The organism is Georgenia soli (genome assembly GCF_002563695.1).
Lineage (GTDB): Bacteria > Actinomycetota > Actinomycetes > Actinomycetales > Actinomycetaceae > Georgenia > Georgenia soli.
The window spans coordinates 3,431,100-3,453,542 of the sequence record NZ_PDJI01000004.1; the positions used below are offsets into that span (position 1 = coordinate 3,431,100).

18 protein-coding genes and 1 riboswitch are annotated in these 22,443 nt (G+C 72.7%); of the genes, 12 read left to right on the forward strand and 6 right to left on the reverse strand.

Features of this window, described 5'->3' with window-relative positions; genetic code table 11:
• Positions 1–191: 191 nt before the first annotated feature.
• Positions 192–1,592, reverse strand: coding sequence for an FAD-binding oxidoreductase (locus ATJ97_RS16785; protein WP_098484712.1), 1,401 nt, complete (start codon positions 1,590–1,592; stop codon positions 192–194).
• A 240-nt stretch (positions 1,593–1,832) separates the two neighbouring features.
• Here ATJ97_RS16785 and ATJ97_RS16790 point away from each other — a divergent pair, with 240 nt between their 5' ends.
• The 11 genes from ATJ97_RS16790 (at position 1,833) to ATJ97_RS16840 (ending at position 15,714) form a co-directional block, all read left to right on the forward strand.
• Complete coding sequence (locus tag ATJ97_RS16790; RefSeq protein WP_098484713.1) at positions 1,833–2,069, forward strand: hypothetical protein; 237 nt, start codon at positions 1,833–1,835, stop codon at positions 2,067–2,069.
• A 62-nt stretch (positions 2,070–2,131) separates the two neighbouring features.
• The gene (gene proB, locus ATJ97_RS16795) at positions 2,132–3,286 is read left to right on the forward strand and encodes a glutamate 5-kinase (RefSeq protein WP_098484714.1); all 1,155 of its coding nucleotides are present in this window, start codon (positions 2,132–2,134) and stop codon (positions 3,284–3,286) included.
• 1,073 nt (positions 3,287–4,359) lie between these two features.
• Entirely contained in the window at positions 4,360–6,012 is a 1,653-nt protein-coding gene (locus ATJ97_RS16800) for a TIGR04028 family ABC transporter substrate-binding protein (protein ID WP_211287272.1), read from the forward strand.
• Entirely contained in the window at positions 6,012–6,953 is a 942-nt protein-coding gene (locus ATJ97_RS16805) for an ABC transporter permease (RefSeq protein ID WP_098484715.1), read from the forward strand. Before ATJ97_RS16800 ends, ATJ97_RS16805 begins: the two co-directional genes overlap by 1 nt.
• Positions 6,950–7,927, forward strand: coding sequence for an ABC transporter permease (locus ATJ97_RS16810; RefSeq protein WP_098484716.1), 978 nt, complete (start codon positions 6,950–6,952; stop codon positions 7,925–7,927). The genes ATJ97_RS16805 and ATJ97_RS16810 overlap by 4 nt, the downstream gene beginning before the upstream one ends.
• Before the next feature lie 3 nt (positions 7,928–7,930).
• The gene (locus ATJ97_RS16815) at positions 7,931–9,868 is read left to right on the forward strand and encodes a dipeptide ABC transporter ATP-binding protein (RefSeq protein WP_098484717.1); all 1,938 of its coding nucleotides are present in this window, start codon (positions 7,931–7,933) and stop codon (positions 9,866–9,868) included.
• Positions 9,865–11,013, forward strand: coding sequence for a putative FMN-dependent luciferase-like monooxygenase (locus tag ATJ97_RS16820; RefSeq protein WP_098484718.1), 1,149 nt, complete (start codon positions 9,865–9,867; stop codon positions 11,011–11,013). Before ATJ97_RS16815 ends, ATJ97_RS16820 begins: the two co-directional genes overlap by 4 nt.
• Before the next feature lie 8 nt (positions 11,014–11,021).
• Positions 11,022–11,711, forward strand: a complete 690-nt coding sequence (locus ATJ97_RS16825; RefSeq protein WP_098484719.1) for a CMD domain protein — start codon at positions 11,022–11,024, stop codon at positions 11,709–11,711.
• Positions 11,711–12,358 (forward strand): alkylhydroperoxidase domain protein, encoded by a 648-nt coding sequence (locus tag ATJ97_RS16830; protein WP_098484720.1) that lies wholly within the window; start codon positions 11,711–11,713, stop codon positions 12,356–12,358. Before ATJ97_RS16825 ends, ATJ97_RS16830 begins: the two co-directional genes overlap by 1 nt.
• Before the next feature lie 202 nt (positions 12,359–12,560).
• Positions 12,561–12,678: riboswitch (SAM riboswitch) on the forward strand.
• A 291-nt stretch (positions 12,679–12,969) separates the two neighbouring features.
• Positions 12,970–14,043 carry an LLM class oxidoreductase gene (locus tag ATJ97_RS16835; protein WP_098484721.1) on the forward strand — a complete coding sequence of 358 codons (1,074 nt, stop codon included), beginning with the start codon at positions 12,970–12,972 and terminating at the stop codon, positions 14,041–14,043.
• 391 nt (positions 14,044–14,434) lie between these two features.
• A protein-coding gene (locus ATJ97_RS16840; protein ID WP_098482786.1) for an IS3 family transposase occupies positions 14,435–15,714 on the forward strand; the annotation gives its coding sequence in 2 pieces (ribosomal slippage) (positions 14,435–14,708 and positions 14,708–15,714; 1,281 coding nt in all).
• Between the two features lie 24 nt (positions 15,715–15,738).
• On the opposite strand, the gene ATJ97_RS16845 is transcribed toward ATJ97_RS16840, so the two are convergent.
• Both ATJ97_RS16845 and ATJ97_RS16850 read right to left on the reverse strand, forming a co-directional pair.
• Positions 15,739–16,119, reverse strand: coding sequence for a DUF222 domain-containing protein (locus ATJ97_RS16845; RefSeq protein ID WP_098484722.1), 381 nt, complete (start codon positions 16,117–16,119; stop codon positions 15,739–15,741).
• 407 nt (positions 16,120–16,526) lie between these two features.
• The gene (locus ATJ97_RS16850) at positions 16,527–18,509 is read right to left on the reverse strand and encodes an ABC1 kinase family protein (RefSeq protein WP_098484723.1); all 1,983 of its coding nucleotides are present in this window, start codon (positions 18,507–18,509) and stop codon (positions 16,527–16,529) included.
• Between the two features lie 107 nt (positions 18,510–18,616).
• On the opposite strand from ATJ97_RS16850, the gene ATJ97_RS16855 reads away from it, so the two are divergent.
• Positions 18,617–19,600, forward strand: coding sequence for a TIGR03557 family F420-dependent LLM class oxidoreductase (locus ATJ97_RS16855; RefSeq protein WP_098485564.1), 984 nt, complete (start codon positions 18,617–18,619; stop codon positions 19,598–19,600).
• 29 nt (positions 19,601–19,629) lie between these two features.
• Here the strand turns inward: ATJ97_RS16855 and ku are convergent, their stop codons facing one another.
• The 3 genes from ku to ATJ97_RS16870 form a co-directional block, all read right to left on the reverse strand.
• The gene (ku, locus tag ATJ97_RS16860; RefSeq protein ID WP_098484724.1) at positions 19,630–20,760 is read right to left on the reverse strand and encodes a non-homologous end joining protein Ku; all 1,131 of its coding nucleotides are present in this window, start codon (positions 20,758–20,760) and stop codon (positions 19,630–19,632) included.
• A gap of 77 nt (positions 20,761–20,837) precedes the next feature.
• Entirely contained in the window at positions 20,838–21,311 is a 474-nt protein-coding gene (gene soxR / locus ATJ97_RS16865; RefSeq protein WP_098484725.1) for a redox-sensitive transcriptional activator SoxR, read from the reverse strand.
• Between the two features lie 254 nt (positions 21,312–21,565).
• Complete coding sequence (locus ATJ97_RS16870) at positions 21,566–22,321, reverse strand: helix-turn-helix transcriptional regulator (protein WP_098484726.1); 756 nt, start codon at positions 22,319–22,321, stop codon at positions 21,566–21,568.
• Between the last annotated feature and the right edge of the window lie 122 nt (positions 22,322–22,443).

Consider the following 22,443-nt stretch of genomic DNA (forward strand, 5'->3'; position numbering starts at 1 on the left):
CGATCGTGCGCGGCGCTGCGGCCCACAGGCGGACGGCTGGATCCGACGGGACGGCGCGTGCCGGTGCCCGGGATTCCGACCTGGAGGTGAGCCGACGACGTTAGCGAAGTGCGCGAATGTAGCCAAATGGGACGCCCGGCGGCGTTGACGCCGGACCGTGCCCGCCGCACTGCTGGACGTGCGGCGTTCGCTCAACCCGGCGCGATGTTGTGGTTGAGGCGGAAGACGTTGTCCGGGTCGTACCGGCGCTTCAGCGACACGAGGCGGGTGAGCTTCTCGGTCCCGTAGATCCGCCGCGCCTCGGCCGGGTCCGCGGTCGTCTCCCGGCCCATGAAGTTCACGTACAGCCCGCCGGTGGAGAACCGCTGCATGTCTCCTGCGAAGGCGCGTACCCACGCCGTGAGGCGGTCGTCGTCCTCGGCTCCGGCCCACACGCCGTAGAGGTTGAGCCAGAAGCGCGCGCTACGCGTCGGGAACGGGGTCGCGTCCTCGGGGACCCGGGCGAACGCGCCGCCCATGTGGTGGATGTCGACGCCGGTGCCGGGCCACCGCTGCTCGGCAGCCCGGCGCAGGAGCAGGTCCGTCACCTCGTCGTCGAGGCGGTCGAAGGACGTGTTCTTCCAGTATCCGCGCCTGCCCCTGGCCCCGAGCAGGTCGAACGCCGACTGCCATGCGACCCAGTCGGTCTCCTCCTCCACCAGGTCCGGCGGTGCCGCGCGGCGGAGCGTTCCGAGCAGGCGCTCGCCGGTGTCACGATCCGCGGGGTCGGCCCAGGCGCACGCGATGATCAGCAGCGGGTCGTCGCCGGCCTCGAGCTCGGGCGGCGGCACGATGAAGGTCAGGATCGACTGCATGGCGTCGGGCAGGTCCCGCGTCCACCGCTCCCACGCATCGAGCGCCGGGCGCCAGCCCGGCTCCGCGTAGATGAGGTTCACCGCGCACAGCTCCTGTGTCGGCAGCGGGTGGGCGCGGAAGGTGAACGAGGTGACCACCCCGAAGTTGCCGCCGCCTCCGCGCAGCCCCCACAGCAGCTCGGGGTTCTCCGTCTCGCTCGCCCGCAGTCGTTCGCCGGCCGCGGTGACGACCTCGGCCGCGAGCATGTTGTCTGCGGTCAGCCCGTGGGAGCGGGTGAGCCAGCCGACGCCGCCGCCGAGCGTGAGGCCGCCGACGCCGGTCTTCGACACGACGCCGAGCGGCACCGCGAGGTCGTACGGCGCCGTGGCTCGGTCGACGTCGCCGAGGTTGGCGCCCCCGCCCACCCGGACCACGCGCTCCTGGGCGTTCACCTGGACCGCGTGCAACGCCCCGAGATCGATCACGACGCCGTCGTCGACGGTGCCGTACCCCGCCACCCCGTGACCCCCGCCCCGCACCGCGAGCGGAAGACCGTGCTCGCGCGCGTGCCCGACGACGGTGACGACGTCGTCCTCGTCAGCCACCCGCACGACGGCGACCGGGAACTTGTCGATCATCCCGTTCCAGACGCGGCGCGCGTCCTCGTAGCCGTCGTCGTCAGCGGTGACCACGGTGCCCCTGAGCCGGCGACGCAGATCGCCGACGGCGGTCCCGGCCGCGCTGCTTCGGTCGTCCATCGGTCTCACCTCACCAGCCGTCCGCCGCTCGGGGTCACGGAGGAGGACGAGGTGCGTCGCCCGGACGGCGAGGGGTTCGCCGAGGTCCGGCGGCGGGCGGCCTCCCCAGCATGCGCCGGAGGTGGGGGCCGCTCAAGGATGAGACCGGCCCGAAAGCGCGGGCGCTTCGGGCGGCACGCAGGCCGTCGGAGAACCGCCACCCGGGATGCCGTCGCGGGGCGGAGGTGCCACCGTAGGCGCATGAGCCAGAGCGAGAACGACCAGCAGCCAGGACAGTCGGACTGGCTTCGTGAGGGCGGCTCCCATCCGCGAGGAGAGCGGCCGGACGAGGCCGCGGGCGATGCAGCGCGGAACGCGCTCAGCCCCTCGCCCGAGGTGCACGGGGACGAGGGCGGCGGCGACCTCAACGCCGGCGCCGAGGAGGACTCGGTCGAGCGGGGGCCCGACGGCGGGCACCGCAGCCCCCGGCAGGTGTAGCCCGCACCGGGGTCGGCCTCACCCGTGTCGCGGCATGGACGGCGCGGCCGGCAGCATGCGGGATGCGGGAAGATGTCCGCGTGAATCTGCCGCTGGCCAACCGGGCCCAGGTCGCGGGCGCGCACCGGATCGTCGTCAAGGTCGGGTCGTCCTCGCTGACGGCGCCCGACGGCAGCCTCGACCTGACCTCGCTCCGCCACCTCGTCGCGGTGATCGCCGCACGCCGGGCCGCCGGCCAGCAGGTGGTGCTGGTCTCCTCCGGTGCCATCGCTGCGGGCATCACCCCGCTCGGCCTGCCCGGCAAGCCGAAGGACCTCGCCACCGCGCAGGCGACGGCCTCCGTGGGGCAGGGCCTCCTCGTCGCCCGGTACACCGAGGCGTTCGCCTCGCACGGCCAGCGAGTCGGGCAGGTGCTCCTGACCGCCGAGGACCTCATCCGCCGGCAGAACTACGCCAACGCCCAGCGTGCGCTCGAGCGGCTGCTCGCGCTCGGCGTCGTCCCGGTGGTCAACGAGAACGACACCGTGGCGACCGACGAGATCCGCTTCGGTGACAACGACCTGCTGGCGGCGCTCGTCTCCCACCTCGTGCGGGCCGACGCCCTGGTGCTGCTCACCGACGTCGACGGCCTGTACGACGGACCGCCGTCACGCCCCGGCACCCGGCTCATCAGCACGGTCACGGCCGGCTCGGACCTCGCGGGTGTCGAGGTGACCGGCCGGGGGAGCGACATCGGCACGGGCGGGATGGTCACCAAGCTCGACGCCGCCTCCATCGCCACCGGCTCCGGCATCCCGGTGGTGCTGACCTCCGCCGCCAACGTCGAGCCGGCGCTCGCCGGCGAGGAGGTCGGCACCTGGTTCGCGGCGACGGGGCGACGCAAGTCCGCGCGGCGCCTCTGGCTCGCGCACGCCGCACAGGTTCGCGGCCGCCTGCACCTCGACGACGGCGCAGCCCGCGCCGTGACCGACGGCAAGCGTTCGCTCCTCGCCGCCGGCATCACCGGTCTCGACGGCGACTTCGAGCCCGGCGACGCCGTCGAGCTGGTCGGTCCGGACGGCGTCGTCGCCCGTGGGCTCGTCGCGTACGGGTCGAGCGAGCTGCCGGCCATGCTCGGGAAGTCGTCCGACCAGCTCCGCGAGAACGGGGACGCGCTGCCCCGCGCCGTCGTCCACCGGGACGACCTCGCCCAGGTGCGTCCGCGCCGTCGGCACTGACGCTCGGTCGCTCCGGAACCTGCGCAGCCCGGGTGACGTGCCCGGGCCCGGGTCGCGGTCCGGGTAACGTGCCGGGCCCGGGTCGCGGTCCGGGTAACGTGCCGGGCCCGGGTCGCGGTCCGGGGAAGTCCTGTGACGGGCCAGTCTTGCTGCCAGGCAGACCGTGGACGGCGCGGCAGCGGCGCCGGAGCCTAGGGCACAGCCCGCGCTGCGTCCACCACCTCCGCCGCTGTCTCGCGAAGTGGGACGGAGGTCGGGCCGGGGGACCAACGGCCCGGATCCCGGGACGTGCCCGGACGATTCGGACGCCTTCGCCCCGCGGGTGCGACTGTATGAGCACCAGGCGCGGCGTCCGCCGCTGCCACCGGACGACGGAGGAACGATGAGGGGATCGACGGTCACCGCCGAGCTCGCCCTTCACGCCGGGGCCACGACGGCCCTCCGATCCTGCCGCACCGGAGCCTGTTGCTGTCGTCCCTGTATGCGCGGGTCCTGGGCCTTCTGACCTCGTCCCGGTCCAGGACCATCCGGACACAGCCAGCCTGACCCCGTCCAGCGGGGGAGAGTGCCCGGCCCGCGGACCTCATTCGGTCGCGGGGGCGAGGGGGCCAGGATCGACGACGGCGTAGCGTCGGCGGTCTCGGTCGCCGCCTCGTCGCCGCGCGCCTTGCAGGCCCGCGCGCTTCCCAGCTCCGAGACCGCGTTCACGTGGTCCGCGGGCGTCGGCGCCGCCGTCTGCCGGGCGTCGCGCCCGCACACAGCGGTGGCGACCCGAGCGCGACGCGTCACGGCAGTCGCCGGTCGACGCCTCGATACCCGCGAGGCGCTGGCCCGGCACGTCCACACCCGTGAGGCGCTGGCTCGCCACGTCCACACCCGTGAGGCGCTGGCGGCACGTCGGTCACACACGCCGGGTCGCACACCTGCACGCCCTCTGCGGGGGCCGTCTCGGTCCTGCGTGCCTCCCAGCCCACCCGTCCGGTCAGCTGCCGCCCCCGACGCGCCGCCCCCGACGCACACGCACCGTCACACCTCTGTACCTCGAGCAGTCCCACACCCCTGTAGGAGAACCCATGTCACCGGCGTCCCGCCGCGTCCCGAGCCGCCGCCAGGCGCTCACCGTCGTCGCACTCATCTCGTCCGCCGGCATGCTCGCTGCGTGCGGCGGCGCTCAGCAGGGCGCGGCAGCTGCCGACGCCCCCGCCGGCGAGCCGGTCACCGGCGGCGAGCTCGTCTACCTCGAGTACCAGCCGCACACGAACCTCTACCCGCCGCAGGCCGGCTTCTACCCCAACGGCGGGCTGGTCAACAACATCACCGACCGCCTGACCTACCAGAACCCCGAGACCCTCGAGATCGAGCCGTGGGTCGCCACGGACTGGGAGGTCAACGACGACGCGACCGAGTACACGTTCAACCTCCGGGACGGCGTCACCTTCTCCGACGGCACGCCGCTCGACGCCGAGGCGGTCGCCAAGAACTTCGACACCTACGGCCTCGGCGACGCCGAGCTCGGGCTGACGGTGTCCGAGGCGATCAACAACTACGCCGGCAGCGAGGTCGTCGACGAGGACACGGTGACCTTCCGGTTCGACGCCCCGGCGCCCGGGTTCCTCCAGGCGACCTCGACCATCAACTCCGGTCTCGTCTCCCCGGACACGCTCGACCGCAGCCTCGAGGAGTTCGGGGCCGGCAGCTCCACGGAGATCGTCGGCTCGGGCCCGTTCGTCGTCGCCGACGAGGAGATCGGCACCCGCATCCGCCTCGAGGCCCGCGAGGACTACGACTGGGCGCCGCCGTCGCTCGAGCACCAGGGCCGTGCCTACCTCGACGCGATCGAGATCGTGGTGACCCCCGAGGACAGCGTGCGCATCGGCTCGCTCACCTCGGGTCAGGCGGACTACGTCCGCTACGTCCAGGCCTACGACGAGGAGCAGGTCACCGCCGCCGGCATCGACCTCTACGCCCCGCAGACCCGCGGCGTGAACAACGGGCTCGCGCTCCGTCCCACCAACCCGCTGCTCAGCGACGTCCGGGTCCGCCAGGCGCTGCTGCACGGCGTGGACGCGCAGGAGGTCGTCGACACCGTCTACACGGAGAACTACCCGGTGGCGACCTCGCAGCTGAGCAGCAGCGCGCTGGGCTACAAGGACGAGTCCGAGGGCATCGCCCACGACCCCGAGCTCTCCGAGCAGCTCCTCGACGAGGCCGGCTGGGTGCCGGGCGCCGACGGCATCCGCGAGAAGGACGGCGAGCGACTCTCCCTCGACGTCTACGCCTCGAACGCCCAGCCGCTGTCGAAGCCGAACCTCGAGCTCGTCTCGCAGCAGCTGGCGCGTATCGGGTTCGAGCTGAACGTGAAGACCGCGGACACCGCCACCATCACCGAGGCCTCCCGCGACCCGCTCGGCTCGCCGCTGTACCACTCGATGGTCGGACGCGCGGACCACGACGTCATCAAGAGCCAGTTCCACTCGGAGAACCGCGACGTCCTCGTCTCCGAGGACAAGGAGCTCGACGCACTCCTGGAGGCCGTCGCCTCCGAGCCCGACCCGGAGAAGCGGGACGCCGCCTCGGGCGCGGTGCAGGACTACCTGACCGAGCAGGCCCTGTACATCCCCCTCTTCGAGGAGCCCCAGGTCTACGGGGCAGCCCCGCACGTGCAGGGTGTCGGCTTCGAGTCCGTCGGGCGTCCGGCCTTCTACGACACCTGGCTGAACCGCTGATGCGTTACGTCGTCGGCCGCGTGGGCCAGGCCGCCCTGGTCCTGCTCGCGGCGTTCACCCTGAGCTTCGTGCTGCTGCAGGCGCTGCCCGGCGACGCGCTGCTCATCAAGTTCGAGAACCCGGAGCTCGGGCTCTCGGCCGCGCAGATCGCCGAGATCCGACAGGCCTACGGCGCCGACGTGCCGCTGGTGCAGCAGTACCTCGACTCACTCGGCGGCTTCCTGCGCGGCGACCTCGGGTACTCGGTGCAGTACGGCACCCCGGTCGCCACCCTCCTCGCCGACGCGCTGCCGTCGACGGCGACCCTCGCCGTGGCGTCGTTCGCGCTCGCGGTGGTGCTCGCCGTGGGGATCGCCGCCCTGTCCTACCTCGCCCCGTTCGCGTGGCTCCGGGGCCTGCTGCGGTCCGTGCCGTCGCTCTTCGCCGCGGTGCCGGTGTTCTGGCTCGCGATCGTGCTGGTCCAGGTCTTCTCGTTCCGGCTCGGTCTCGTCCCCGTGATCGCGCCGAGCCCCGTGCAGGCCCTGATCCTGCCCGTGCTGGCCCTCGCGGTGCCCATCGCGGCCCCGCTGGCGCAGGTCATCGTCCGCAGCATCGACGACGTCAGCCTGCAGCCGTTCGTCGTCGTCGCCACCGCCAAGGGCGCCGGGCCCAGGTGGCTCCTCGTGCGGACGATCGCCCGCAACGCAGTCCTGCCGTCGCTGACCATCGCCGGCGTGCTGCTCGGTGAGCTCATCGGCGGTGCGGTGGTGACGGAGACGGTGTTCGGCCGCGCCGGCATCGGCCGCATCACCGAGCAGGCCGTCTCGCAGCAGGACATCCCGGTGCTCCAGGGAGTCGTCCTGCTGGCGGCGACCACGTTCGTCGTCGTGAACCTCGTCGTGGACCTGCTCTACCCGGTCCTCGACCCGCGCACCAAGCAGAAGGTGGGGCTGGCCGCATGACCACCACGAATGTCACCGGGGGCGCCGCGACGGCGGACGCCCTGACCTCGGACACGTCGGGCCCCCTGGCCTCGGACACGGCGAACGCCGACGCCGGGCGCGTCACGGCGCCGGTGCGTGGGACCGGCGGCCGCCGACCGGCCGACGGTGCCCCGCGCGCCCTCCGTGGCGCCTGGGCCCGCCTGCGCCGCACGGAGCCCACGCTCGTGCTCGCGGTGGGCGTCGTCGCTGTCGTGCTCGCCTGGGCTCTGCTCCCGGGGCTCTTCACCAGCCACGACCCGGTCGTCGGCGTGCCGGCCGACAAGCTGCAGGCGCCGAGCGCGGCTCACCCGTTCGGGACCGACGCCCTCGGGCGCGACCTGCTGGCCCGCGTCATCCACGGGGCGGGGGAGTCGCTGACCGGCGCCCTCGTCGCCGTCGGCGTGGGACTCGTGGTCGGCACCGCCCTAGGCGTCCTGGCCGGCTCGGCCGGCCGGATCGTGGACGACGTCATCATGCGCGTCGTCGACGTCCTGCTCTCCATCCCTTCCCTGCTGCTCATGCTCAGCGTCCTCATCCTGCTCGGGTTCGGCACCACGAACGCGGCGATCGCCGTCGGTGTCAGCTCGGTCGCCTCCTTCGCGCGGCTGTCCCGCTCGGAGGTGGTGCGCGTGCGTCGCAGCGACTACGTCGAGGCCGCGTTCGCGGGCGGCGCGCGCTTCCTGCCCGTCCTGTGGCGCCACGTGCTGCCGAACTCGGCAGGCGCCGTCGTCTCCCTCGCGGCGCTGCAGTTCGGCACGGCCGTCATCGCGATCTCCACGCTCGGCTTCCTCGGGTACGGCGCCCCGCCGCCGACGCCGGAGTGGGGCCTGCTCATCGCCGAGGGCCGCAACTACATCGCCACGTCCTGGTGGCTCACCACCCTGCCCGGTCTCGTCCTCGTGGCCGTGGTCCTCTCCGCCAACCGCATCAGCGTCGCCCTCAGGAGGAGCTGACCCATGACCAGCATCGCCACCACCCTCGCCTCCGCCGCGACCAGGTCCGAGGCGCGCCCGGCGCCCCCGGCGACAGAACCGTCGACGGACCAGGGCACGACGGAGCAGGGCACGACGGACCACCGCACGACGGCGGAGCCCGCTGGGGCGGCACCCGCGCGCGGGCGTCCGGCGGTCCTGTCGGTCCGTGACCTCGTCGTCTCCTACCGCACGCGGTCCGCCGCGCGGACCGTCGTCCACGGCGTCTCGCTCGACGTCGGTCCCGGCGAGGTGGTGGCCGTCGTCGGCGAGTCCGGTTCCGGGAAGACGACGACGGCGCAGGCCGTGATCGGTCTCCTCGCCGAGAACGGGCGGGTCGAGTCGGGCACCGTGGCGATCAACGGGACGGACGTCAGCGGCTGGAGCTCCCGCCGCCTCGAGTCGGTGCGCGGCAGGCGCGTCGGACTCGTGCCGCAGGACCCGAACAACTCGCTCAACCCCGTCAAGACCGTCGGCGACAACCTTGCCGAGGTGCTGCGCATCCACCGCTACGGCTCTGCCGCGGCGATCCGGGCCCGTGTGCTCGAGCTGCTCGAGCGGGTGGGCATCCCCGAGCCGGAGGTCCGGGCGCGCCAGTACCCCCACGAGCTCTCCGGCGGCATGAAGCAGCGGGTCCTCATCGCCGGCGCCATCGCGCTCGAGCCGGACCTCGTCATCGCCGACGAGCCCACCTCCGCCCTCGACGTCACCGTCCAGCAGACGGTTCTCGACCTGCTCGGTGACCTCCAGCGTGAGCTCGGCACCGCCGTCCTGCTCATCACGCACGACCTCGCCGTCGCCGCCGACCGCGCCGACCGCGTCGTCGTGCTCAAGGACGGCCGGGTGGTGGAGGAGGGACCGACGGCGCAGCTCGTCTCCCACCCGCAGGCGACGTACACCCGCTCCCTGCTGGCGGACGCCCCGGCGTTCCGTTCCCCGGCTGACGGCGCGCGGGCGCGCACCGCGGCCCTCGTCGAGCGGGCCGACGAGCACGACCACGCCGTCGTCGTCACCGGCCTGGTCCAGGAGTTCGCACGCGACCGCGCGGCGGGCGCGTTCCGCGCCGTCGACGACGTCAGCTTCGCCGTCGTCCGGGGCACCACGCACGCCCTGGTGGGGGAGTCGGGATCGGGCAAGACGACGACGGCGCGCGCGGTCGTCGGGCTCGGCCGGCCCACGGCGGGCTCCGTCGTCGTCGAGGGGGAGCAGGTCACCGGTCTGCGGGGGGAGGCGCTGCGGCGGTTCCGCCGGGGGACGCAGCTCGTGTACCAGAACCCGTTCTCCTCGCTCGACCCGCGCCAGAGCATCGCGGAGATCGTCGCCGAGCCGCTGCGCAACCTCCCGCGCGGCGAGCGACCCGGCCGGTCGGCGCGCGCGGCCCGCGCGGCGGAGACGGTCGAGCGGGTGGCGCTGCCGGCCGATGTCCTCCGGCGCCGGCCGGCGGAACTGTCCGGCGGGCAGCGACAGCGGGTCGCCATCGCCCGGGCCCTCGTACTCCAGCCGCGGCTGCTGGTGCTGGACGAGGCCGTCTCCGCGCTGGACGTCAGCGTCCAGGCGCAGATCCTCGACCTTCTCGGCGAGCTGCAGACGGACCTCGGCCTGACCTACCTGTTCATCTCGCACGACCTGGCGGTGGTGCGGCAGATCTCCGACACCGTGTCGGTCATGCGGGCCGGGAAGGTCGTCGAGCAGGGGCGGACGGAGCAGGTCTTCGCCCGGCCGGAGCACGAGTACACGGCCGCACTGCTGGCGGCCATCCCCGGGCGCGGCGTCCGCACCGGGTCCACCGCGCGGCGCACCGACCCGGCCGGCGAGCACCACGCCGCCCCGATCACGCGGGGCGCCGACCCGGCCAGCGAGCACCACGCCGCCCCGATCACGCGGCACGCCGCACCGACCACCGAGCAGGAGCAGTCACGATGACCACACGACTGGGGATCTTCACGCGCGTCCTCGACTACGCTCCCCCGGCGGAGCGCTACCGCAACGCCGTCGAGCAGGTGCAGCTGGCAGAACGGCTGGGGTTCGACGCCGCGTGGGTGGCGCAGCACCACTTCGACGGCGACGAGGGCGGGCTGCCCTCGCCGCTCGTGCTGCTGAGCCATCTCGCCGCCGTGACGGAGCGCATCCGCCTGGGCACGGCGATCATCACCCTGCCGCTGGAGAACCCGGTGCGGGTGGCCGAGGATGCCTCGGTGCTGGACGTGCTCTCCGGCGGGCGCCTCGAGCTGGGGCTCGGCTCCGGCGGGACGCCGAAGTCGTTCTCGGCGTTCGGCCTCGACGTGGCCGACAAGCACGCTGTGCACGCGGCGCACCTCGACGTCCTGCGCGGCGCGCTGGCCGGTGGGGACCTCGGCCACCCGCACAACCAGCTCTATCCGCCGGCGCCAGGGCTGGCGCAGCGGCTGTGGCAGGCCACGTTCTCCGCCGCCGGCGCCGAGCGGGCGGGCGCGGCCGGCGACGGGCTCATGCTCTCGCGCACGCAGCCCCGCCCGGCCGGCGCGCCGGACGCCTCGCTGAGCGAGATCCAGCACCCGGTGATCGACGCCTACCTCGCGGCGCTGCCCACGGGGGTCGAGCCGCGGATCCTCGCCTCGCGCACCCTGTTCGTCACGGAGGACCGGCAGCGGGCGCGGGTGCTCGCGGGCGCCGGTCTGTTCCGTGCGGTCGAGAAGCTGCGGGCGATCAGGCACGACCTGCCGATCGACGACCTCGACACCGTCATCCGGCGCACGGACAGCTACGTCGGGACGCCCGACGAGGTCGTGGAGCTGCTGCGGCAGGACACGGCGCTCGCCCGCGCCACGGACGTCAGCTTCCAGGTGCACTCGATCGACCCGCCCCACGAGGACGTCCTGCGCTCCGTCGAGCTGATCGCCACGGAGGTCGCCCCCGCCCTGGGCTGGGCCACCAGGGGCCCGTCCGCCGAGATTGACCCGTCCGCGGGTGCTGCTCCGCACGCCGCTGCCGCCCCGCTCGCCACCACTGCGTCGCACAGCGATGCCTCCCCGTTCCCCGGTTCGGCAGCACGCGCCGACGCCGCCCCGCTCGTCAGCACTGCTCTGTGAGGAGAGAGATGACCCCATTGACCACCCCGGCCGGCCCGGCCACCGACGTGAGAACCGATCCGGGCTCGCCGGGTTACGGCGGGATCGTAGAACCGGCCGACGTCGTCGACCACCTCCTCGGTGTCCGTCCCGGTGACCGGCTGGACCAGATCCGCGCGGCGCGGCCGGAGGCACGTGCGAACGCGCAGAAGGCCTACGAGGCGCTGTTCCACCCGGTCGACGACTCCCAGATCTCGGTCGCGGAACGGCTCGCCGTCGCCACGTTCGTCGTCGGGCTGCACGGTTCCGAGGACCTGCGGGACTACTACGCGACGCGGCTCGCCGCCGTCGGCGGGGGAAGCGGCTACGTCGTCGTCGGGGCGGTCGACGAGGAGGTCGCTCGTGCCCGGGGCAACGGGCCCTACGGGATCTACCGCGAGCCCGGGCTCGCGCCGGAGAGCCGGCCGGGGCCGTCGTTCGAGGCGGCCGCGGAGGCGGTGCTCGGCGGTCGCCTCTCGGCCGCGCTCGAGCACGCCCAGCTGCTGGTGCTCCGCCCGCGGGAGGCGACGCCCGAGGCCCTCGACCGCCTGCTGACGAAGGGCTGGTCCACCACGGGGATCGTCACGCTCTCCCAGCTCGTGGCGTTCCTCGCGTTCCAGGTACGGGTGGTGCACGGGCTGCGCCAGCTCGCCGCCGCCGGGTCGGAAGGAGCTCGCTGATGTCCACCGAGAAGACGATCGCCACCGAGACGGTCAGCGCCGCGGAGCAGGTCACCACCTACCCAGACCTGGAGCGGCCCGAGAAGTTCACGCAGGAGAACCTCGGCTGGGTTCCCTGGCTGGAGCCTCTGGCGGTGGAGAAGTTCACGGAGCGGCACTGGGACGGTGTGGTCGACCGTCGCCGCGCGGAAAGCCCCTACTTCGCGCTGCTGGCCCGCGACCCCGAGGTGCTGGGCGCGCGCACCCGCACGGACAACGACATCTTCTACAACACCAAGGGCGGCTTGCCCCGTGCGGAGCGCGAGCTGGCGGCCGCCGCTACGAGTCGGCTCAACGGCTGTGTCTTCTGCGCGTCGGTCCACGCGCGGTTCGCCAGCCACCACTCCCGCCGACCCGACGACGTCCAGCAGCTGCTCGACGAGGGCGTCGGGGCGGACCTCGGCCCACGTTGGAACGCCGTCGTCGCGGCCTCCGTGGCGCTGACCCGCACCCCGGTCGGCTTCGGTGAGCAGGAGGTCAGAGATCTTCGGGAGCAGGGGCTCGACGATCTCGAGATCGCCGACCTCGTTCACGGGGCGGCGTTCTTCAACTGGGCGAACCGACTGATGCTCTCGCTCGGAGAGCCGGAGAACCCGGCGAAGAGCTGAGCGCGGTCGCCGGGCCGGGCACCTTTCGGGTGCCCGGCCCTTCGGCGTGGTCCCCAGGAGCACGGCCCGAACGCGCGGTCCGAACGCGCGGTCCCAGGGGCAGCGGGCCGCCCGGGGTGCCCCTCACGGCGGCGTCATCGCATCCCGTGGCGACACGCCGTTCGTTGACACCTGAAGTATCGCTGGCCTAACGTCACCTCCAGGTCTCGAGCACCAGTGCGCACGTAAGTGCGCTAAGTCCCGGCTTGCTGGTCGGCAACCCCCCACGTGCGGGGGGTGCCCCGGGGTGACGACCTGGCCCGTGAGGGCAACGACACGCACCTCCAGGTGCATGAGCACGAAGGAACCGGAACGACATGAACGCGCACACGAGCCCTAGGCAGAACGTCTTCTCTGCTGGCCGCTCCATGTGCATGTGCATGTGCTGTCGTTCGCGAATGTCCGCCTGAACGACGTTCCTCCGCGATGCCCCGGCGCTGAACTGCGCGCCGACGCATCACCCCTGACCTGAGCCCACACCCGGGCGAGTGAGACGCCTGTGGCGTGGACCGGCTCGGTCAGCCTCCTTCCTGCCTGCGCGCGACCGCGCGACGACACCTTGGACGTGCACCATGACTGTCTCTCTGCTGCCCACCCGTACCTCCAACACTCCGCGCGCCACCATCGGCCTGGACCTCACCGGCCTTGGAGTCTCGACGTCCGCGACGGGACTCTCCGCCGACCTGCCGGTCGAGAAGTGCGACCTCGCCAAGCTGGCGTCCTACACCCGCGCCGCGCACCACAGCGGCGTCGATTTCGTCTCTCTCGGCGAGCAGTTCCGGCTGCGCTCCGACCGGGCGGTCCGCCGCGACGACTGGCTCGACCCCGTCGTCGCCGCGCGGCGCATCAGCCCGCACGCCGGGTCAGCCGGCCTGATTCCCAGCGTTCCCGCCGGGCGCGCCGACCTCGGCGTTGTGGCCGGTGAGCTGGCGCAGGTGTCCCGAGAGCACGGCACGTGGACAGGCCTCCAGCTCGCCGGCGGCGGTGAGAACCTCGCGCGGTCGCTGCCAGGGGTGTCCCGTTCGATCGCCGGGGCGCGTACGCGCTCGCCGCGCCCGAGCGTGGTGCTGCAGGTCTCGGGCGAGCAGGATGTCGCGCTGGCCGGCGCGCACGCGGACATCGTGCGCATCCGCGAGGAGGACCTCGGCTGGGCGCGCGAGCTGCGCTACGCGGTCCGTGCGGCGGCCCGCGCCGCCGGCCGGGAGGACGACGTGCGCGTCCTCGTCGACCTGCACGCCGTCGTCTCGCAGGACCGGGCCAGCGCCGAGGAGCGGGCCGGGCTGATCGCCGACATCGACGGGGACCAGGCGTCCTGGGCGGGAGCGCTCCGCGCCTACGGCACCGTCACCGACGTCGCAGACGTGGTCGAGACCTGGGTGAGTGCGGGCGCGGCAGACGGGTTCGTCGTGCTGCCGGGGTCGGTTCCCGCCGACGTGGCCGCGCTGCTGAAGGGTGTCGTGCCGGAGCTTCGCGCCCGTGGCCTCGTCGAGGAGCACACGGTCGCCTCCCGCCCGACCCCGCGTCGTCCCGACGACGTCAGGCGCGCCGCCGGTGGGCACGGCACGCGGAACGGTTCTGTCCGCACTACTGCCGCCTCTCGCGTTCACGGCCCGGCGAGTCGACTGGCCGCTGTGCCGGTGGCCTGAACCGGGCGCTCCGTCGGAGCCGGCGCTGCTGGCTGCCCTGCTTGCTTCGGTAGGCAGGGCTCGTGCTGCGGGGCCGGTGAGAAGGGCGAGGCGTCACCGGCGAGCGAGGGCCGCAGACCGTGGGTCTGCGGCCCTCGCTGGTGCGGCGATGCTCTTCCGGTGCGTGCGTGTCCGGCGCGTTGTCGTTGTGCCGGGTCAGGCGGCGCGGATGGTGGTGATGGTGGTGCCGTCGGGGCGGGTGAAGATCCACTGGTCGCCGACGCGTTGGATGGTGATGTTGCGTTGGTGGACGTAGTCGTGGTGGTGCCAGCACAGCAGGATGCCGAGGTGGGCGGCGGTGAAGCGTTCGGGTTTGTGTGCCGCATCGTTTCTTGCGAGGAAGGATGCAGGTATGCCGAAGCAGTACGACGCCGCGGCGAAGGAGCGCGCGGTGCGGATGGTCAGGGAGCAGGTCCCGGAGTACGGGTCGATCACCAAGGCGTGCGAGGCGGTCGCGGCGCGTCTGGGGATGTCCCGGGAGACGTTGCGGGGGTGGGTGCGTCAGGGCGATGTCGACGCCGGCGCCCGGGACGGGATGACGACCCAGGAACGCGAGGAGATCAAGGCGCTCAAGGCGCGGGTGCGGCGCCTGGAGGAGGACAACGCGATCCTGAGGTCCGCGGCGACTTTCTTCGCGGGGGAGCTCGACCCCCGAAACCGATGATCATGGAGTTCATCCGCTCCCAGCACGCCCAGGGCCGCTCGGTCGAGTCGGTCTGCCGGGTCCTGTCTGACCAGGGCCTGCAGGTCGCCGCGCGGACCTACCGGGCCTGGCGGGCCCGGACCTCCCTGGCGCCGCGGGAGCTGGCGATGGCGTACCTGGTCAACGCCATCCACTCCCTGGCGTTCGTCCTGGACCCCACCACGGGCCGGTACCGGCTGCTGCCCGAAGGCCTGTACGGGCGGCGGAAGATGACCGCCCTGCTCCGGCGGGGCGGCCTGGAGGTCTCCTACGGGCGCGTCGACGCCGCGATGCGGGCCCTGGGCCACCACGGGATCAGCCGGGCCCGGCGCCACCGCACCACCGTGCCGGGCAAGGACGGCAAACGGGCCGGGGACCTGCTCAACCGGGACTTCACCGCGCCGGCGCCGAACCTGGTGTGGGTCACCGACTTCACCTACGTGCGGACTTGGGAGGGGTTCGTCTACGTCGCCTTCATCGTCGACGTCTTCGCCCAGCGGATCCTGGCCTGGCACGCCCAGCGCACCAAGGTCACCGACCTGGTGATGGTCCCGCTGCGCATGGCGATCTGGCAGCGCGACCGCGAGGAGCGGCCCGTCTCGCGCGGGCAGCTGATCCACCACTCCGACGCGGGCAGCCAGTACACCTCGATCCGGCTGACCGAGCACCTGGCCGTGGAGGACATCGCGCCCTCGATCGGCACGGTCGGCGACGCCTACGACAACGCCCTGATGGAGTCGATCATCGGCCTGTACAAGACCGAGTGCATCGCCACCACGGTCTTCCACGACGGGGCGTACAAGACCCTCGGCGACGTCGAGTTCGCCACCGCCGGGTGGGTCGCCTGGTACAACAACACCCGGTTGCACTCCAGCATCGGGATGGTCCCGCCCGTCGAGCACGAGCAGGCCCACTACGCTGCCCTCGAGCCCGAGGCCCAGCCAGTATGAGAGCGGCACGAAAACCCGAACGCTTCACCCGGCGGCCAGGGCGTCGGCGGTGGCGGGGAGGTGGTCGCGCAGGCGGCGGGCCTCGCGGACGTTCTTGTGGGCGGTGGTGTGGTGGCGGCCGGTGCGGGCGCGGTACCAGGCGGGGAAGGACCGTGCGCCGGTGGTGGCCCACATGCCGTCGGTCTCGGTGGCGGTGAGGATGCGGGCGGTGACCGCCTGCAGGCGGCGGTGGAGGGCCTCGGCGGCGTCGACCGCGGCGAGCAGCTCGGCGGAGGGCAGGGCGGCGAGGTCGAGGCCGGTGAGGAGGTCGAGCTGGTCGGCCGCCGCGGTCAGGGCCGCGGAGACCGGCCCGGCCGGCACGGCGGGGCCGGCGGGCGCGCCGGGGGCGGGCGGTGTCGTGGTCATCTCGCCCTCCCTCTGCGTCGTGGGTGCGTGTCGGCCGCGGGGCCCGTACGTCCGTCCGTCAGAGCCGGTCTGCCTCGTCGGACCCGGTTTCGAACGTGCCCCTAGGTTATCGAACGGGCGTTCGAGAGGGCAAGGGAAGTGGCGTCATTCCGCCAAATCTGTGGACGGCGTGGCATCTCACGGCCCTGTGGAGAACGCCGGTCGAGCGGGCATCGCTGACGGGACCGGGCATCGCGTGACCGTGCCGATGTCGGTCGGACATCGTGTGACCGGGCCCGAAGACGAGCGGGCGTGCATGGCCGGACATCGAGGCGCGGCGCTACCTGCGCCGCGCGCCGCGACGACCAGACCGGGCTACGTGCGGCCGCGACGACGACGCCGGGAGGGCATGCTGCGCAAGCCCCGGACTACGGCTCTTCGCGCCGGAAGATGATGATCAGCACCCTCAGCCCGAGCACCACCGAGACGACGAACAGGCATGTCGCGAGCACGGTGTAGATGCTCGCCTCGTCCGTGACCATCGGACCGCCGTTGACGGTGTACAGGACCACGGACATGAGTCCCGTCGTCGCCGCCAGCACCGTCAGGAGAGTGCGGTGCACGAGATTGGTGACGATCCGCCGGTCCCGCTGATCCGCGAAGAGACGCACGTTCGCGGTGAGCCGGCCGTGCTCCGCGGCGTCGGCCAGACGATCGATGCGGTGGGGCAGCCGCCGCACGATCGGCAGCAGCGAGCTCAGCTCCTGCTCGACCGTCTCCTTGAGCCGGCCGGGGTCCGAGAGTCTGGCCATCCGGGACCGACTCATCTCCTTCGCCTCGCCGACGAGGTCGTACCCAGGGTCGAGGGCGCGCAGCGTCGAGTCGAGCGTCGCCATCGCCCGGAAGACGGCCGCCACCTCGGGCGGGACGCCGAGCCGGAAGGAGTTGATCAGCGTGAAGAGGGACCCGAACGCCACCGTGCCGTCGGTCGGGCCGCCGGCGGTGTACCGCAGGATGAGCACGCCGATCGCCTGCTCGAGGGCCCGCTCATCGATCTCCTCCGGCCGCTCGACCACCTCGAGCAGGGCCTCCGACGCGGCCATCGAGTCACCGGTGCCGATGCTCGCGAGGAACTGGCCCATCGACCGACGGGTCTTCGCACCCAGGCGGCCGACCGAGCCCAGGTCCAGCATGCCGAGCGTGCCGTCGTCGGCCACGAGCAGGTTCCCGGGGTGCAGGTCCACGTGGAAGATGCCGCTGTCGAGCAGCTGGTCCATCACCGTGCGCAGCAGCGTGCTGGCCAGCTCGGTGCGCGTCTCCGGTCCCAGGCGGACCAGGGTCTGCTCCGCCCCGGTGAGAGGGACACCCTCCAGCCGTTCCATCACCAGCACCCGCGAGGTGCTCAGCTCCTCCACCGGCTTGGGGACGTGGATGCCGTTGGTGCCGTTGCGGTCGAGCGCGGCGGCGACGCCGCGCATGTTGTCCCGTTCGACCGTGAAGTCGAGCTCCTCGGTCAGCGCCGCGGAGAACCCGTGGGCCAGGTCGAGCAGCCCGATGCTGCGCCCCCAGTCGGTGCGCGCGTCGAGCATCGAGGCGAGGCGCACCAGGATGTTGAGGTCGCGCTCGACGTCGTGCTCGATCCCCGGGCGCTGCACCTTGACCACCACCCGCTCGCCGGTGCGCAGCCGGGCCCCGTGCACCTGAGCCACCGAGGCTGCCGCCAGCGGCTGCTCCTCGATCTCGGCGAAGAGCTCGTCGAGGCTGCGGCCCGTCTCGGTGCGCACCAGGTCGGCCGCCTCCTCCCACGGGATCGGGGCCGCCTGGTCCTGCAGGTGCGAGAGCTCGGCGACGAACTCGGCGGGCAGCAGATCGTGCCGGGTCGACAGCTGCTGCCCGAGCTTGACGAACGTGACCCCGCCGTCCTCCAGGGCGCGGCGCAGCGACCGCGCCAGGTCGCGGCGCTCGGCCACCGTGCCCAGCGCGAGATGGCGCCGGCCGCGCAGGAACCGGCTCAGTCCGTGCCGCCACGCGATGCGCAGGATCTCGAGGTACCGCCCGGACCGGCTCAGACGCGAGCGCCAGCCGCGCCAGAGGTCGATCGGCCCAGGGACGGACCCGTCGGGCACAAGCACCTCGGCGACGACGATGATCACCATCGCGAGCACGAACGTGACCGCGCCGAGGAGCGCGACGTAGAGCAGCTGCTCGGTCGTCACGCTCGAGGTCGAGACGACCGGCTCCGTCACCAGCGCGTCGAGCACCGGGCGGGTGACCGTCAGGGCAACCAGCGTGGCGACGGCGGCCCGCACGATGGACACCTGGACGCCGAGCAGGCGCCTGACCGCCAGCGTGAACAGGGCGACCGTGGCCACGTAGAGGATCGCGGCCACCACGAAGAGGAGCGGACTCACGCGCCGAAGTCTGGCAGTGGGCAGCCGAACGCGCGTCCTGAATTCCGACGGCGGTCGACCGTCGTCCCCGCGTGCCGCGCGGCCGTGCGGGTGCCAGCCTGGAGCGCATGACACGCTTCGGCTACACCCTCATGACCGAGCAGGCCGGCCCCAAGGACCTGGTGCGCCACGCGCAGGAGGCGGAGCGGCGCGGGTTCGACTTCGAGGTCTGCTCGGACCACTACTTCCCCTGGCTGGACTCGATGGGGCACTCGCCCTACGCGTGGTCGGTGCTGGGCGCCGTCGCGCAGGTGACCGAGCGCGTCGGCCTCATGACGTACGTGACGTGCCCGACCATGCGCTACCACCCCGCCGTCGTCGCCCAGAAGGCGGCCACCCTCGGGGTGCTCTCGGACGGCCGGTTCACCCTCGGTCTCGGCGCGGGCGAGAGCCTGAACGAGCACGTGGTCGGCGAGCGGTGGCCCGCGGTGGGGGAGCGCCACGACATGCTCGAGGAGGCGCTCGTCATTATCCGCGACCTCCTCGACGGCGAGCGGGTCACCTGGGCGGGCGAGCACTTCCGCGTCGACCAGGCCAAGCTCTGGGACCTGCCCGACGAGGCGGTCGAGATCGCCGTCGCTGTCTCCGGCGGCCAGTCGGTCTCACGCTTCTCCGCGATGGCGGACCACCTGGTCTCCACCCTGCCCGACGCCGACGTGGTCTCCGCGTGGCAGGAGCAGCGCCGCGAGGAGGGATTGCCCGAGGGGCGGGCGATCGGCCAGGTGCCGGTGTGCTGGGACCCCGACCCGGACGCCGCGCTCGCTCGCGCCCACGACCTCTTCCGGTGGTCGGGCCTGGGCTGGGCCGTGAACGCCGACCTGCCCACCACCGAGGCGTTCGAGGCGGCCACGTCCTTCGTCCGACCGGAGGACGTCGGTGAGTCGATCGTCTGCGGGCCCGACCTGGACGCGATGGTCGAGTCTGTGGCGCCCTTCTGGGAGGCCGGCTACACCGACGTCGCCCTCGTCCAGGTGGGCGGCGACAGTCAGGACGACTTCCTGGCGACGGCGGCCGAGCCGCTGCTCGAGAGGCTTCGGTCCGCGGCCGGCTGACCGTCGGGCCCGGTCGCTGGAGGACTCGCTCAGGCGGACTTCTTGGCGGGTGTCTTCCGTGAGGTGGTCTTCCGGGTGGTCGACTTCTTCGCCGCGGGCTTCTCCTCGGTGTCCTTCTTGGTCGTGGACCGCGAGGACCTGGAGCCGCTCGTCTTCTCGTCGGCCTTCTCCTCGGCCGTCTCGGTCGTGTCCTTCTTCGCCCGCGACCGGGAGGCGGTCTTCTTCTCGCCGTCGGATGAGCTGGAGCTGGCGCGCGACCTGCTCGACGACCGGCGGGCGGGCTTCTTCTCCTCCGCCTCGTCCGCCTCGTCGTCGGGCGCGGCCTTCTCGGAGGCCCCCTCCGCCGTCGGCTCCTCGTCCTTGTTCCCGCGCTTCTGGCGGGACTGCTCGACGGAGCGGCGCAGCGCCTCCATGAGGTCGAGCACCTGGCCGCCCTCCTCGGCCTCCGCCTCCTCGCCGAAGGTGGCCTCGGTGTCGAGGGCCTCGCCCTGCTCGAGCTTGGCGGTGACGAGCTCGCGCAGCTGCTCCTGGTACTCGTCGGTGAACTGCTCGGGGGTGAAGTCGGACTCGAAGCTCTTCACCAGCGCCGCCGACATCTGCAGCTCCTTGTCGGAGATGCTGACCTTCTCGTCCAGCCCGGGGAAGTCGGCCTCGCGCACCTCGTCCTGCCACAGCAGCGTCTGCAGCACCAGGACGTCGTCCCGGACCCGCAGCGCGGCCAGCCGCGTCTTCTGCCGCAGCGTGAACGTCACGATCGCGGTGCGGTCGGTCTGCTCGAGCGTCTCGCGGAGCAGGGCGTACGACTTAGTCGACTTCGAGTCCGGGGCCAGGTAGTAGGCGCTGCCCATCATGATCGGGTCGACCTGCTCGGTGGGCACGAACTCCTGCACGTCGATCTCACGGTTGCGCTCGGACGGCAGCGCCGCGAAGTCGTCCTTGGTGAGCACGACGGTCTGCTGCCCGTCGTCGTAGGCCCTGTCGATGTTCTCGTAGTCGACGACGTTCCCGCAGATCTCGCACCGGCGCTGGTAGCGGATGCGACCGCCGTCGGCGTCGTGCACCTGGTGCAGGGGGACGTCGTGGCTCTCGGTGGCGCTGTAGAGCTTCACCGGCACGTTGACCAGTCCGAAGGTGATGGCACCTTTCCAGATCGCGCGCACGGCAGCTCCTTCCGACGACGGCCCTGATCTCTGGTGGACAGTCAACCCGTGGCACCAGCTTCTGGCTACCGGAATCGTCAGAGGAAGGCGGCCCCGGGGCCGCGCGCGGCCGCCTCGTCGTCGGGGTTGGACAGTGCGCAACGGTCCAGGCTCAGGCACCCGCAGCCGATGCAGCTGTCGAGCTTGTCCCGCAGCCGCTCGAGCTGGGCGATCCGGGCCTCGATCCGGGGGCGCCAGCCGCGGGAGAGGCGGCCCCACTCCTCGCGCGTGGGCGCCCGGTCTCCCGGGAGGCTCGCGAGTGCCTCGGCGATCTCCTCGAGCGAGAGCCCGACCCGCTGGGCGGTCCGCACGAACGCCACCCGCCGCAGCGTCGCGCGCGGGTACCGGCGCTGGTTGCCGGCCGTGCGCTCGGACCTGATGAGGCCGAGCTGCTCGTAGTACCGCAGGGCCGACGGGGCGGCGCCCGAGCGCTCGGCGAGCTGGCCGATCGTGAGGGTCGCTGAGGGCACGGTCCGCAGCGTAGTTGACCTCAAGTCGACTTCAACTTGCATGCTCGTGGCGACGGCGGCACCGGGCCGCCGCCGAGAGGTGGGAGCAGGGCGTGGAGATGTGGTGGGAGCTGCACGAGTACCGGTCGAGAGACCTCATCGCCGAGGCGGTCGGGGCGAGGGAGTCACGGACCCGCCGGCGCCAGCCGTGGCGGACCCGCACGACGCGCTTCGACCCGCCACGCGGCCCACGGCCGTCGCCTGCGGGCTGAGGAGTCCTCAGCCGTGGCTGTCGCCTTCAGTCGCCTCAGTGGCCTTCAGTCACCGTCAGTCGCCTTCGACCTTCGGTCGTCGCTGTCGCCGAGCAGGCTGTCGGGCCGGGCCGCCGGCGGTGCTGTCCCGTTCCCGGCCCCTTCCAGCAGCACACGGATGCAGCACCGGCCGGCGCCCGGGTCCGCGATCACTCGCCGGCCGCACCCTGGCAACCCCTGGGCGACGCCGTCCAGGAGCTGGTAGTTGAGCTCGCAGACCAGCTCGGTGTGCCGCTGGGCGAGCTGGTGGAACGGGCAGTTGCCCATGACGAGACCGCCGGCGGGGTCGGGTCGGGGCTCGTAGCCGCCCGCCGCGAGCGCCGCGTCGAAGTCGCCGGCGCGCTCGCCGGTCTCGCGTCCGGTCGCGGACGCGACCCGGCGCAGCGCGTCGCGCACGTGCCCACCGGTGGAGGAGGCCTCGGTGATGGCCCGGGCGAAGATGTCCGCCGCCAGGTCGTAGTGCCGTTCCGGCACCGAGACCGTGACCTCGGTTGCGGACCGGAGGTAGTACTTGGTCGGTCGCCCGGCCCCGGGCCCCGACCGCCCCGGTGGTCGGTGGAACTCGACGGTCAGCAGCCCCTCCTGGGCGAGGCGGTCGAGGTGGAACGCGGCTGTGCTGCGGCTCAGGCCCAGGGCGGTCGCGGCGTCGTCGCGGCTGGTGGGGGAGGGGCGCGAGCCTACGAGGTCGTAGAGCGCGCGCCGGGTGGGGTCGTCCAGCACGGAGACGGCGGCGACGCGTGCGGAGCGTGATGTCTGCGGCACGCCACTCAGTGTACGCCTCTAAAAACAAGATCGCTTGACTGAAGAACGCTGAGGTTCCTACCGTCGAAGTACGCACCACGGAGGTGGCTGACGTGGGAACCACGCTCAGCGGACGAGCAGGA

What these genes read in the sequence shown, in the direction of transcription:
- ATJ97_RS16845 (WP_098484722.1), bottom strand. Translation starts at nt 16,119, where the DNA reads ATGACCACGACACCGCCCGCCCCCGGCGCGCCCGCCGGCCCCGCCGTG.
- ATJ97_RS16830 (WP_098484720.1), top strand. Translation starts at nt 11,711, where the DNA reads ATGTCCACCGAGAAGACGATCGCCACCGAGACGGTCAGCGCCGCGGAG.
- ATJ97_RS16805 (WP_098484715.1), top strand. Translation starts at nt 6,012, where the DNA reads ATGCGTTACGTCGTCGGCCGCGTGGGCCAGGCCGCCCTGGTCCTGCTC.
- ATJ97_RS16835 (WP_098484721.1), top strand. Translation starts at nt 12,970, where the DNA reads ATGACTGTCTCTCTGCTGCCCACCCGTACCTCCAACACTCCGCGCGCC.
- ATJ97_RS16825 (WP_098484719.1), top strand. Translation starts at nt 11,022, where the DNA reads ATGACCCCATTGACCACCCCGGCCGGCCCGGCCACCGACGTGAGAACC.
- ATJ97_RS16855 (WP_098485564.1), top strand. Translation starts at nt 18,617, where the DNA reads ATGACACGCTTCGGCTACACCCTCATGACCGAGCAGGCCGGCCCCAAG.
- ATJ97_RS16785 (WP_098484712.1), bottom strand. Translation starts at nt 1,592, where the DNA reads ATGGACGACCGAAGCAGCGCGGCCGGGACCGCCGTCGGCGATCTGCGT.
- ATJ97_RS16810 (WP_098484716.1), top strand. Translation starts at nt 6,950, where the DNA reads ATGACCACCACGAATGTCACCGGGGGCGCCGCGACGGCGGACGCCCTG.
- ATJ97_RS16790 (WP_098484713.1), top strand. Translation starts at nt 1,833, where the DNA reads ATGAGCCAGAGCGAGAACGACCAGCAGCCAGGACAGTCGGACTGGCTT.
- ATJ97_RS16820 (WP_098484718.1), top strand. Translation starts at nt 9,865, where the DNA reads ATGACCACACGACTGGGGATCTTCACGCGCGTCCTCGACTACGCTCCC.
- soxR (WP_098484725.1), bottom strand. Translation starts at nt 21,311, where the DNA reads ATGCAAGTTGAAGTCGACTTGAGGTCAACTACGCTGCGGACCGTGCCC.
- ATJ97_RS16815 (WP_098484717.1), top strand. Translation starts at nt 7,931, where the DNA reads ATGACCAGCATCGCCACCACCCTCGCCTCCGCCGCGACCAGGTCCGAG.
- ATJ97_RS16800 (WP_211287272.1), top strand. Translation starts at nt 4,360, where the DNA reads ATGTCACCGGCGTCCCGCCGCGTCCCGAGCCGCCGCCAGGCGCTCACC.
- proB (WP_098484714.1), top strand. Translation starts at nt 2,132, where the DNA reads ATGCGGGAAGATGTCCGCGTGAATCTGCCGCTGGCCAACCGGGCCCAG.